General features: G+C 69.7%; 8 protein-coding genes. 6 read left to right on the forward strand and 2 right to left on the reverse strand.

Annotation, left to right across the window (positions count from 1 at the left end; translation table 11 throughout):
• The first annotated feature begins 26 nt into the window (after window positions 1–26).
• Both AC3WPZ_RS04140 and AC3WPZ_RS04145 read left to right on the forward strand, forming a co-directional pair.
• On the forward strand, window positions 27–1,190 hold the full coding sequence (locus AC3WPZ_RS04140) for a mechanosensitive ion channel family protein (RefSeq protein ID WP_444686790.1): 1,164 nt from the start codon (window positions 27–29) through the stop codon (window positions 1,188–1,190).
• Window positions 1,191–1,216: 26 nt separating this feature from the next.
• Window positions 1,217–1,657 carry a nucleoside deaminase gene (locus tag AC3WPZ_RS04145; protein WP_382325394.1) on the forward strand — a complete coding sequence of 147 codons (441 nt, stop codon included), beginning with the start codon at window positions 1,217–1,219 and terminating at the stop codon, window positions 1,655–1,657.
• Window positions 1,658–1,669: 12 nt separating this feature from the next.
• Here the strand turns inward: AC3WPZ_RS04145 and AC3WPZ_RS04150 are convergent, their stop codons facing one another.
• The gene (locus tag AC3WPZ_RS04150) at window positions 1,670–2,398 is read right to left on the reverse strand and encodes a Crp/Fnr family transcriptional regulator (protein ID WP_444686789.1); all 729 of its coding nucleotides are present in this window, start codon (window positions 2,396–2,398) and stop codon (window positions 1,670–1,672) included.
• 214 nt (window positions 2,399–2,612) lie between these two features.
• Between AC3WPZ_RS04150 and AC3WPZ_RS04155 the strand changes: the two genes are divergently transcribed.
• Entirely contained in the window at window positions 2,613–4,157 is a 1,545-nt protein-coding gene (locus AC3WPZ_RS04155) for a methyl-accepting chemotaxis protein (RefSeq protein WP_444686788.1), read from the forward strand.
• 10 nt (window positions 4,158–4,167) lie between these two features.
• Window positions 4,168–5,778, forward strand: coding sequence for a sensor histidine kinase (locus AC3WPZ_RS04160; protein ID WP_382325390.1), 1,611 nt, complete (start codon window positions 4,168–4,170; stop codon window positions 5,776–5,778).
• 17 nt (window positions 5,779–5,795) lie between these two features.
• Here AC3WPZ_RS04160 and hpnC read toward each other — a convergent pair whose 3' ends face one another.
• On the reverse strand, window positions 5,796–6,695 hold the full coding sequence (hpnC, locus tag AC3WPZ_RS04165) for a squalene synthase HpnC (RefSeq protein WP_382325388.1): 900 nt from the start codon (window positions 6,693–6,695) through the stop codon (window positions 5,796–5,798).
• A gap of 121 nt (window positions 6,696–6,816) precedes the next feature.
• Here hpnC and AC3WPZ_RS04170 point away from each other — a divergent pair, with 121 nt between their 5' ends.
• Together AC3WPZ_RS04170 and AC3WPZ_RS04175 are read left to right on the forward strand one after the other, a co-directional pair.
• On the forward strand, window positions 6,817–7,929 hold the full coding sequence (locus tag AC3WPZ_RS04170) for an efflux RND transporter periplasmic adaptor subunit (protein ID WP_444686787.1): 1,113 nt from the start codon (window positions 6,817–6,819) through the stop codon (window positions 7,927–7,929).
• 8 nt (window positions 7,930–7,937) lie between these two features.
• The gene (locus tag AC3WPZ_RS04175) at window positions 7,938–11,105 is read left to right on the forward strand and encodes an efflux RND transporter permease subunit (RefSeq protein WP_492438308.1); all 3,168 of its coding nucleotides are present in this window, start codon (window positions 7,938–7,940) and stop codon (window positions 11,103–11,105) included.
• Window positions 11,106–11,330 lie beyond the last annotated feature (225 nt).

Here is an 11,330-nt window from a genome sequence, read left to right on the forward strand (position 1 = left end):
GGGCGCGGTTCTGGCTACGATGGGCCATGAACATGGTTGACTGGCTCCCCGAAGGTTTCCCCCCGTTTCTCGCCGCCTGGCTGCCCACCCTGGTGCTCGTGCTGCCGCTGTGCCTGCTGGCCGAGCTACTGTTCCGGGTCGGCCGCCGCGTGGTGCGGCGCGCCGCGCAGCGCGCCCCCATGGTGGCCAGCGTGGGGCGCGCCATCGAGGCGCCGGCGCACCTGGCGCTGCAGCTGCTGGCCCTCAATCTGGCCTGGCAGCAGGGCCCTGAAGGCCTGCCGGGGGTGGATCGCCTGCTCACGCTGCTGCTCATCGGCGTGTTCACCTGGCTGCTGGCGCGCGTGGTGCAGGGCGTGGCGCGGGGCGTGAACGAGGCCAACCCGCTGGCGGTGTCGGACAACCTCTCGGCGCGCCGCATCCAGACCCAGACCATGGTGCTCTCGCGCACCGTGCAGGGGCTGGTGGTGCTGATCGGCGTGTCGCTGATGCTCATGACCTTCCCGGCCGTGCGCCAGATCGGCACCAGCCTGCTGGCTTCGGCGGGCGTGGTGGGCATCGTGGCGGGTTTCGCGGCGCGGCCGGTGCTGGGCAACCTGATCGCGGGCCTGCAGATCGGCCTGAGCCAGCCGATCCGCATCGACGACGTGGTGATCGTGGAGAACGAGTGGGGCGTGATCGAGGAGATCACCGGCACCTACGTGGTGGTGCGCATCTGGGATCAGCGGCGCCTGGTGGTGCCGCTGCAGTACTGGATCGAAAAACCGTTCCAGAACTGGACGCGCCGCACCTCGGAGCTCATCGGCACGGTGTTTCTCTGGGTGGACTACCGCATGCCGCTGGCGCCCCTGCGCGAGGCCTTGCAGGCGGCCTGCGAGAAGTCGCCCCACTGGGACAGGCGCTTCGCGCTGCTGCAGGTGACCGAAGCGGGCGAGAAGGCGATGCAGCTGCGCTGCCTCGTCACGGCCGCCTCGGCTCCCGCGGCGTGGGACCTGCGCTGCCACGTGCGCGAGCACCTGATCGATTTCATCCAGCGCGAGTACCCGGGCTATCTGCCGCGCCACCGGGCCGAGCTCGACCCGCCCGAGCCGGCGGCATCGGGCCTCGTGGTCAACGGACCGCCGCCGGTGGAGGGTGGCGCGGCCGAAATGGAGACGCCCAGCACGCCCAGCCCGCCACCGGGCCGTGGCTGAACACGATTTTTTTGAAAGGAAACCCCATGGACCCGTTCATGCAAGCCGCCATCGACGAAGCCCGGCTGGGCCGCGAGGAAGGGGGCATCCCGATCGGCTCGGTGCTCGTGCACCAGGGCCGCATCATCGGGCGCGGCCACAACCGGCGGGTGCAGCAGGGCAGCGCCATCCTGCACGGCGAGATGGACGCGCTGGAAAACGCGGGCCGGCAACCCGCGCGGGTCTACCAGGAATCGGTGATCTACACCACGCTCTCGCCGTGCCCGATGTGCAGCGGCGCGATCGCGCTCTACGGCATCCCGAAGGTGGTGGTGGGCGAGAACCAGACCTTCCTGGGCGAGGAAGACTGGCTGCGCGGCCGGGGCGTGGAGGTGCAGGTGCTGCAGGAACCGAGCTGCGTGCACCTGATGCGGGACTTCATCGCCGCCGAGCCCGGGCTCTGGAACGAGGACATCGGCGAGCCCTGAGGCGGCGCGGGGTCAGGGGCTGGCCGTGGCCTCTCCGGTGCCGCGCGGCCTGACCACTTCGCAGTGCCAGCGGTCGTGCCGCAGGATGTGGCCGGCCGCCTCCAGCTGGCGCAGCGAACGCGCGATGGTCTCGCGCGTGGTGGAGAGCAGGGCGGCCAGCGCCACGTGGCTGGGCAGGCGGATCGCCTGACTGCGCTGCTCGCGCGCGTACAGCTGCAGCGTGGCGAGCAGTTTCTGCTGCAAGCCCTTGATGCGCATGACGCGCGACCAGTCGGCCAGCTGGCCGTGCGCGTCCACGATGTGGGCCTGGATGCAGGCGTGGAACTGGCGGTCCACCACGCCCAGGCGGTAGAAGTCGGGCACGTCCACGTTGCAGACCCGCCCGGTGGAGAGGGCCTGGGCGCCGATTTGCTCCTGGTGCCCATAGACCGCGTAGCCCCCGAGGGTCTTGCCCCGGCCGAGCAGGGCCACCGGGTGCGGCTGCCCGTCCTCGCCCTGTCGGGTGGCCATCACGGCGCCGATCTTGATGATGGAGATGCGCTGCGCCACCACGCCTTCGAGCTGGAGCGCATCGCCCTTGCCGAAGGCCGATTCCTCGATGCACGAGGCCAGCAGCTCGCGCGAGGCGTCCGGCAGACCGCCCATGAGGCAGACCTGCAGCGTGGCGCAATGGCCGCAACGCGTCCGGCCGCGGGGCGGCGGGACAGGCGTGGCATCGGTGGGCGCGGTCGGCTGTTTCATAGGGGCCCCGGGATTTAAACAAGGGTTCCTCCCCAGTAGACGCGAAACAGGGGCCTGGAAACGCGTGCTGCGTCACATCCGTTGCAGATTCCCGGTTTTCTGCTGCGTTTTTTGAGATGCCTCAAGGCGCTTGTGTGCCGAAATGGGGTCACATGCGGTCCTCTGCGGACCGTGGTGCGAGACCCCCACCTCATTGAGAGCGAGACACTTGCCCATGCGAAACAACCAGCCCGTGACGCAGCAGGAATACGAGTTCGATGAACGCAGCACCCTGCTGTCGACCACGGACACGCAGAGCCACATCGTTCATGCCAACGCGGCGTTCGTGGAGGTCAGCGGCTTCACCGCCGAAGAGCTCATCGGCCAGCCCCACAACCTGGTGCGCCACCCCGACATGCCGGCCCAGGCCTTTGCCGACATGTGGGCCACGCTGCGCCAGGGCATGCCCTGGTCGGCCCTGGTGAAGAACCGGCGCAAGAACGGCGACCACTACTGGGTGCGCGCCAACGCCGCGCCGGTGATGCGCAACGGCGTGCTCACGGGTTACCTCTCGGTGCGCACCAAGCCGGGCCGCGAGGAGGTGCAGGGCGCCGAGGCGCTGTACCGGCGCTTTCGCGAAGGCCGGGCGCAGGGCTGGCGCTTCTTTCGCGGGCTGGTGGTGCGCAGCGGCCCGCTGGCCTGGCTGTCCTGGAACGGCTGGCTGGGCGTGAGCGGGCGCATCCGCCTGGCGCTGCTGCTGCCCGGCCTGGGCATGGCCGCCGCCCTGGCGTTCTCGGGCCTGCCGGCCGGGCGCGCCGCGTGGACCGTGGGCCTGCTGGTGCTGCTGCTGGCGGGGAGCGCGCTGTGGTTGCAGCGGCAACTGGCCGCGCCGCTCAAGCTGGTGCTGCGGCAGGCCCAGCGCGTGGCCAGCGGGCACGCTGGCGGGCTGGCCAGCCTGAACCGGGTGGACGAGATCGGCATGCTGTTGTTGACCGTGAACCAGTCGGCGCTGAACCTGCGCTCGCTGCTGGCCGACATGTCGACCCAGGCCACCGGGGTCTCGGTGGCCAGCGGCGAGATCGCCCACGGCAACGACGACCTGAGCAGCCGCACCGAACAGACCGCCGCCAACCTGCAGCAGACCGCGTCGTCCATGGAGCAGCTGGTGGCGACCATGCGGCAGAACGCGAGCGCGGCCCAGGACGCGGCCACGCTGGCGCGCCAGACCAGCGAGGTGGCGAGTTCGGGCGGCGAGGCCATGCGGGCGATGGCGCGCACCATGGAGCAGATCACGCGCTCGAGCCACCGCATCGCCGAGTTCGTGGACATCGTGGACGGCATCGCCTTCCAGACCAACATCCTGGCGCTCAACGCCGCCGTGGAGGCCGCGCGCGCGGGCGAGCAGGGGCGGGGTTTCGCGGTGGTCTCCACCGAGGTGCGCACGCTGGCGCAGCGCAGCGCGAACGCGGCCAGGGAGATCCGCGAACTGATCGACGGCAGCCTGGCCGGCATCCGCGAGGGCGCCACCCAGGTCGAGGCCACGGGGGCGCGCATGAACGAGATCGTGGCGCAGGTGAGCGACCTCACGCGGCTGATCACCACCGTCAACGCGGCCTCGGTGCAGCAGACCCGCGAGATGGAGCAGCTCAACACCGCCGTGGGGCGGCTCGACGAAATGACACAGCAGAACGCGGCGCTGGTGGAGCAGAGCGCCGCCGCGGCCAACGCCCTGAACCACCAGTCGCAGAGCATGAAGAGCGCGGTGGGCATCTTTGCCTGAGGAGCAGACCATGTCCCCGACGCCCATGCCCGCCGCCGAAGATGTGATGCGGCGCTTCCAGATGCTGGAGATGATCGTGGAGAACACCTCCAACATGGTGGTGGTGACCGACGAGGAGCGCCGCATCACCTGGGTCAACGCCGCGTATTCGCGCATCACCGGTTGGCGGTTGGACGAATGCGTGGGCCGCCGCCCGGCCGAACTGCTGCACGGGCCGCAGACCAGCGCCCTGTCGCTCTCCCGCCTGGGTGCGATGGTGCGGCAGGGGCAGGCGGTGCGGGACTTCGAGTTGCTGAACTACAAGCGCTCGGGCGAGCCGTACTGGGTGTCGCTCAACATCGAGCCGATCCGGGACGCGGCGGGCCGGCTGACGAGCTACGTGTCGATCCAGACCGACATCACCGAGCGCAAGAAGCGCGAGCTGCTCACCGCCGACCTGCAGCACCGGCTGGAGCTGGCGCAGCGGCTGGCGCGGCTGGGCCGCATCGAACACGACGAGGACACCGGCCGCTCGCGCTGGACCTCGGAGATCTACCGCATCCTCGGTTGCGAACGCGACGAGGAGGCGCGCGGCGTGCAGGCGTTCATGGCGCACGCCCACGAGCAGGACCGGCCGATGCTGCAGGCCGCGCTGGACGCGGCCCTGCGTTCGGGCGACGAGATCGACGTGGAGTTCCGCGTGGTCACCGCCACCGGCGCCTGCCGCTGGGTGCGCTGCCGGGGCGTGCCGCACGTGGGGTCGAACGCGGTCGAGCTGCCGCTCACGTTCTCGGTGCAGGACGTCACGCTGTACAAGAACCTGATCGAGCAGCGCCACCGCCGCAACGAAGACCTGAACCAGCAGGTGCTGATGCGCACGCGCCAGCTGGAGGAGGCCTACGGCTCGCTGGAGGAGTTCTCGTACGCGCTTTCGCACGACCTGCGCACGCCGCTGCGCCACATCGCCGGGTTCGCCGAGCTGCTCAAGGAAGAGGTGAGCGCGGGCGACGTGCAGGGCGGCCTGCCGTACTGCGACAAGATCATCCGCGCCGCGGTGCAGATGAGGCACCTCATCGACGGCATGCTGTCGTTCGCGCGCCTGGGTCGCAAGGGCATGAAAGTGGGGACGGTCGACATGGCCGCGCTGGTGGACGAGACCGTGGCGGCGCTGGCGATCGACGCCGGCATGAAGAAACTGCGCTGGCGCATCCAGCCCGGCCTGCCCACGGTGCAGGGCGACCCGGTGCTGCTGCGCGAGGTGTGGGTCAACCTGCTGGACAACGCGGTGAAGTACGCGTCCCACCGCGAGGTGATCGAGATCGAGGTGGGCTGGCGCGCGCTGCCCGATGGCACCGAGTTCCACGTAAGCGACAACGGCGTGGGTTTCGAGCCGGGGCAGGCGGAGCGGCTGTTCGGCATGTTCCAGCGCCTGCACAGCGACCCGCGCTTCGAGGGCGCGGGCATCGGGCTGGCACTGGTGCGCCGCATCGTGGAGTACCACGGCGGGCGCATCTGGGCCGACGCCTGCCCCGACCAGGGGGCCAGTTTCCATGTGTTCCTGCCCTTGACGGTGGCGCCGGACGCCCCCGACGAGGCCCACGGGCGGCCCGAGGACGCGCCGCCCGTGGGCCGCAGCGCCTGAAAAGCGCCTGAACAGGCCTACATCCAGAGCGCTCGCCAGGCCAGCCGGGGCAGGTCGCTCTTGTGCAGCGTCACGCGGGTCTGCCAGCTGCGGTGGTGCTGGGCGGCAATGCCGTCGAGGATGCGCAGGCCGCCTTGCACCACCAGGCGCAGCTCCCAGCCGGCGCGGCCCGGCACGCGGTGCACCAGGGGCGCGCCCTGCTGCATGAGGCCACGCGCGTAGGCGCAGAGCTCGGCCACCACGGCCTGCATGGCCTGTTCCTTGCTGCCATGGTTCGATTCGAAGTCGGCCACGGCCACGCCCTGGCGCCGCAAGGTGTCGGCCGGCAGGTAGCAGCGCCCGCGCGGCAGGTCCACGCTGATGTCCTGCCAGAAGTTGATGAGTTGCAAGGCGCTGCAGATCTGGTCGCTCTGGCGCAGCGAAGCCTCGTCGCGCACCCCATACAGGTGCAGCAGCAGGCGGCCCACCGGGTTGGCCGACAGCCGGCAGTAGGCCAGCAGCTCGGGGGTGTCGGCGTAGCGGTGACCGCTGGCGGTGTGGCGCACGTCTTGCTCGAAGGCGCTGAGCAGGTCGTGCAGGCACGGGGCGGGCAGGGCATGGCGGCGCGCGGCCTTGCCCAGCGCGCGGAAGATGCCGGGCCAGCGCGCTTCGGGCATGTCCAGCGTGGAGCGCGAGGTGGGTTGCAGGCAGCGGTGCAGTTCGGCGCGGTAGGCGGCCAGGTCGGCCAGGCGCTGCGCCGCTTGGGCATCGCCTTCGTCGGCGATGTCGTCGGCCGTGCGGGCGAAGTGGTAGATGGCGCCCACGGCCGGACGCAGCGCCGGCGGGCACAGCCAGGAGGCGACGGGGAAGTTCTCGTAGTGCCCGACACCCGAGCCCAGCGGCGTCGCGTCAGCCCCGTTGGATGACGTTTTTGTCATGAAGAAGGTTCATGGATTTGATCTACAATTTTGATTACTAACCGGTCAGTCATTAGTGTAGGGCGCCATGAGCGCTCTTTCACGCCCCTGTGTTTCCACCCCCGCACCCGCCTGCAACACCATGAAAACACCGCATTTTGTCCTGATCGTGACCGCCGCCCTGGTGCTGTCCGCCTGCTCCCGCCCGCCCGCGCCGCAGGAGCCGATCCGCTCGGTCAAGCTGCTCACCGTGGGCACGGGCAATGTGGTGGCGCGCAGCGAGTACGCCGGTGAGGTCAGGGCGCGCACCGAGTCGCGCCTGGGCTTCCGGGTGGGGGGCAAGCTGGTGCAGCGCCCGGCCGAGGTGGGGCAGCGGGTGAAGCCGGGCCAGTTGCTGGCGCAACTGGACGCGCAGGACCTCGCGCTCTCCAGCCAGGCCGCGCAGGCCCAGGTGAGCGCCGCGCAGACCCAGCGCGACCTCGCCGCCGCCGACCTCAAGCGTTACCAGGACCTGCAGGCCCAGGGCTTCGTGAGCGGCGCCGAGATCGAGCGCCGCCAGGCCACGCTGCAGTCGGCCGAGGCCACGCTGCGCCAGGCCAAGGCCCAGGGCGCGGTGCAGGGCAACCAGGCCGGCTACGCGCGCCTGCTGGCCGATGGCGCGGGTGTGGTGCTGTCGGTGGACGCCGAAGTGGGGCAGGTGGTGGCCGCCGGCACGCCGGTGGTGCGGGTGGCGCGCGATGGCGCGCGCGACGTGGTCATTGCCGTGCCCGAAGACCGGGTGGCCCAGATGCGGCCCGGTGCCACGGCGCAGGTGCGGCTGTGGGCCGGCGCGGGCGCGGCCCCCGGTGCCGCGGCGCCGCTGGAGGCGACGGTGCGCGAAGTGGCGGCCAGTGCCGACGTGGCCACGCGCACCTACCAGGTCAAGCTCTCGCTGCCCGATGGAGCGGCCGTGCCGCTGGGCGCCACGGCCTATGTGACGCTGGGCGGCGCGAGCGACGCGCCCGCCGTGATCAAGCTGCCCACCAGCGCGTTGGCGCGTTCCGACCAGGGCGACCGCCAGGGCTCGGCCGTGTGGGTGTTCGACGCCGCCGCCAGCACGGTGCAGCCGCGCCCGGTGCAAGTGGCTGGCGCCGATGGCAACGAGATGGTCATCGTGGCCGGGCTCAAGCCCGGTGAGGAAGTGGTGGCCACCGGGGTGCATGTGCTCTCGCCGGGGCAGAAGGTCACGCGTTTCACCGCCGCCGCCACGCAGTGAGGCCCGGCATGAACGACGCCTCACCGACGACGAACAACGCCGGCGAACCCGCCGGCTCCTGGGTCTCGCGCTTCAACCTGTCGCAATGGGCGCTGGACCACCAGGCCTTCACCCGCTACCTGATGATCGTGCTGATGGTGCTGGGCGTGGCGGCCTACTTCCAGCTCGGCCAGGACGAGGACCCGCCGTTCACCTTCCGCGCCATGGTGGTGCGCGCCTACTGGCCTGGCGCCACCGCCGAGCAGGTCGCCGAGCAAGTGGCCGACCGCATCGAGAAGACGCTGCAGGAAGTGCCCTACGCGGACAAGATCCGCAGCTACTCCAAGCCGGGCGAGACGCTGATCATCTTCCAGCTCAAGGACTCCTCGCCGCCGCAGGAGGTGCCGCAGATCTGGTACACGGCGCGCAAGAAGGTGGGCGACATGCGCGCCACCTTGCCACAGGGTGTGGTGGGCCCGTTCTTCAACGACGAATTCGGCGACGTGTACGGCGTGATCTACGCGCTGCAGGGCGAAGGTTTTTCGCCGGCCGACAAGAAGCAGGTGGCCGACGACGTGCGCCAGCGCCTGCTGCGCGTGAAAGACGTGAGCAAGGTCGAGCTGTTCGGCGTGCAGGACGAGAAGCTCTACATCGAGATCTCGCAGAAGCGCCTGGCCACGCTGGGCCTGAACCTGCAGCAGGTGCTGGACGCGCTGGGGCAGCAGAACGCGGTGGAATCGGCCGGCACGGTGCAGACGCCGCAGGACGTGGTGCAGGTGCGCGTGGCCGGTGCCTTCAACTCGGTGGAGCAGTTGCGCGCCATGCCGATCCGCGCGGCCAACGGCACGCAGATCCGCCTGGGCGACATCGCCAAGATCGGCCTGGGTTACGTGGACCCGCCGCAGGTGCTGGTGCGCCACGAAGGGCAGGACAGCATCGCGCTGGGCATCTCCATGGCCAAGGGTGGCGACATCATCGCCCTGGGCAGGGCGCTCAAGACCACCGTGGCCGGCATCGAGGCCACGCTGCCCGCGGGCATGACGCTGGCCCAGGTGCAGGACCAGCCCAGCGCGGTGACCAATTCGGTCAACGAGTTCGTGAAGGTGCTGATCGAGGCGGTGGTAATCGTGCTCGCGGTGAGTTTCCTGGCGCTGGGCCTGCACCGGCGCCCGGGCGGCCGGGGGCTCAAGCGCTACGTGCTGGACATGCGGCCCGGCCTGGTGGTGTTCATCACCATCCCGCTGGTGCTGGCCATCACCTTCCTGGCCATGAACTACTGGGGCATCGGCCTGCACAAGATTTCGCTGGGCTCGCTCATCATCGCGCTGGGCCTGCTGGTGGACGACGCCATCATCGCGGTGGAGATGATGGTGCGAAAGCTCGAAGAGGGCTACGACATGATGCGCGCGGCCACCTTCACCTGGGACGCCACGGCCATGCCCATGCTGACGGGCACGCTGATCACGGCCGCGGGCTTTCTGCCGATCGGCCTGGCCAATTCCACCACCGGTGAGTACACCTTCGCGATCTTCGCGGTGACGGTGCTGGCGCTGGTGATCTCCTGGGTGGTGGCGGTGCTGTTCGTGCCCTACCTGGGCGTGGTGCTGCTCAAGGTGAAGCCGCACGCCGAGGGCGAGCCGCACGAGGTCTTCGACGGACCGTTCTACGTGCGTTTCCGCGCCGTGGTGGACTGGTGCGTGCAGCACCGCTGGCTGACCATTGGCGCGACCATCCTGACCTTCGTGCTCGGCATCGTCGGCATGGGCTCGGTGCAGCAGCAGTTCTTCCCCGATTCGAGCCGGCCCGAGATCCTGGTGGACATCTGGCTGCCCGAGGGCAGCAGCATGCCCGCCATGGACGAGGTGACGCGCCGCGTGGAAGGCCGGTTGGCCAAGGAAGAGGGCGTGCGCAGCGTGACCACCTGGGTGGGCTCGGGCGTGCCGCGCTTCTACCTGCCGCTGGACCAGATCTTCCCGCAGACCAACGTGTCGCAGATGATCGTGCTGCCCCAGGACCTGAAGACGCGCGAGCACCTGCGCAAGGCCTTGCCGGCCTTGCTGGCGACCGAATTCCCCGAGGTGCGCGGCCGCGTGAAGCTGCTGCCCAACGGCCCGCCCGTGCCGTACCCGGTGCAGTTCCGCGTGGTGGGCACCGACCCGCAGGTGCTGCGCGGCCTGGCCGACGAGGTGAAGCAGGCGATGCGCGAGAACCCGAACATGCGCGGCGTGAACGACAACTGGAACGAGTCGGTGAAGAAGCTGCGGCTGGAGGTGGACCAGGCCAAGGCGCGCGCGCTGGGCGTGTCGAGCCAGTCGATCGCGCAGGCCTCGCGCACCTTGCTTTCGGGCACCACGGTGGGCCAGTACCGCGAGGGCGACAAGCTGATCGACATCGTGCTGCGACAGCCGCTGGACGAGCGCGACGCGATCACCAGCCTGGCCAATGCGTATCTGCCCACGGCGAGTGGCCAAGCGATTCCGCTGTTGCAGGTCGCCAAGCCGGTGTTCGACTGGGAGCCGGGTGTGTTGTGGCGCGAGAACCGCGACTATGCGATCACGGTGCAGGGTGACGTGGTCGAGGGCTTGCAGGGCGCGACGGTGACGGCCGAGCTGCAGCCGAAGCTCAAGGCGATCAGCGACGGCTGGGCCGCGCGGGGTCTGAGTGCGTACCACATCGAGGTGGCGGGCGCGGTGGAGGAGAGCAGCAAGGGCTCGGCTTCGATCGTGGTGGGCGTGCCTTTGATGTTGTTCATCGTGTTCACGTTGCTGATGCTGCAGTTGCAGAGTTTCAGCCGGTCGATGCTGGTGTTCCTGACCGGTCCGTTGGGCATGGCGGGGGTGGCGGGGGCTTTGTTGTTGTTGAACCGGCCGTTTGGTTTCGTGGCTTTGCTGGGGGTGATTGCCTTGATGGGGATGATCCAGCGCAACTCGGTGATCCTGATCGATCAGATCGAGCAGGATAGGGCGCGCGGTGTGCCGGCCTGGGACGCGATCGTGGAAGCGGCTGTTCGGCGGATGCGACCGATCGTGTTGACGGCGGCGGCGGCGGTGCTGGCGATGATTCCGCTGTCTCGCAGTGTGTTCTGGGGGCCGATGGCTGTCGCGATCATGGGGGGGCTGATTGTGGCGACGGTGCTGACCTTGCTGGCTTTGCCGGCGATGTACGCGGCCTGGTTCCGGGTTCGACGGCCTGTCTGAGTTTCGTTTCTCTCGCTCTGAGACCTCGCGGGCCCGGAGGCGGGCGGCGCTCTGCTCCGCGGGTGTCCCCCGGCGGCTGGTGCCGCCTCCTCCTTTACCCCGCTGCGCAGAACGCCACCCACCTCCGGGCTACAAGAGGTCATGGCACACCAACGCTTCGCATGCCCATAGGTCATCGGCGAGGGCGGGGTGAGGGCGCAGCGAAGTAAAGGAGGAGGGGCGGCG

Source organism: Hydrogenophaga sp. FW305-3-2-15-A-LB1 (genome assembly GCF_058787875.1).

What these genes read in the sequence shown, in the direction of transcription:
- AC3WPZ_RS04140 (WP_444686790.1), top strand. Translation starts at nt 27, where the DNA reads ATGAACATGGTTGACTGGCTCCCCGAAGGTTTCCCCCCGTTTCTCGCC.
- AC3WPZ_RS04145 (WP_382325394.1), top strand. Translation starts at nt 1,217, where the DNA reads ATGGACCCGTTCATGCAAGCCGCCATCGACGAAGCCCGGCTGGGCCGC.
- AC3WPZ_RS04150 (WP_444686789.1), bottom strand. Translation starts at nt 2,398, where the DNA reads ATGAAACAGCCGACCGCGCCCACCGATGCCACGCCTGTCCCGCCGCCC.
- AC3WPZ_RS04155 (WP_444686788.1), top strand. Translation starts at nt 2,613, where the DNA reads ATGCGAAACAACCAGCCCGTGACGCAGCAGGAATACGAGTTCGATGAA.
- AC3WPZ_RS04160 (WP_382325390.1), top strand. Translation starts at nt 4,168, where the DNA reads ATGTCCCCGACGCCCATGCCCGCCGCCGAAGATGTGATGCGGCGCTTC.
- hpnC (WP_382325388.1), bottom strand. Translation starts at nt 6,695, where the DNA reads ATGACAAAAACGTCATCCAACGGGGCTGACGCGACGCCGCTGGGCTCG.
- AC3WPZ_RS04170 (WP_444686787.1), top strand. Translation starts at nt 6,817, where the DNA reads ATGAAAACACCGCATTTTGTCCTGATCGTGACCGCCGCCCTGGTGCTG.
- AC3WPZ_RS04175 (WP_492438308.1), top strand. Translation starts at nt 7,938, where the DNA reads ATGAACGACGCCTCACCGACGACGAACAACGCCGGCGAACCCGCCGGC.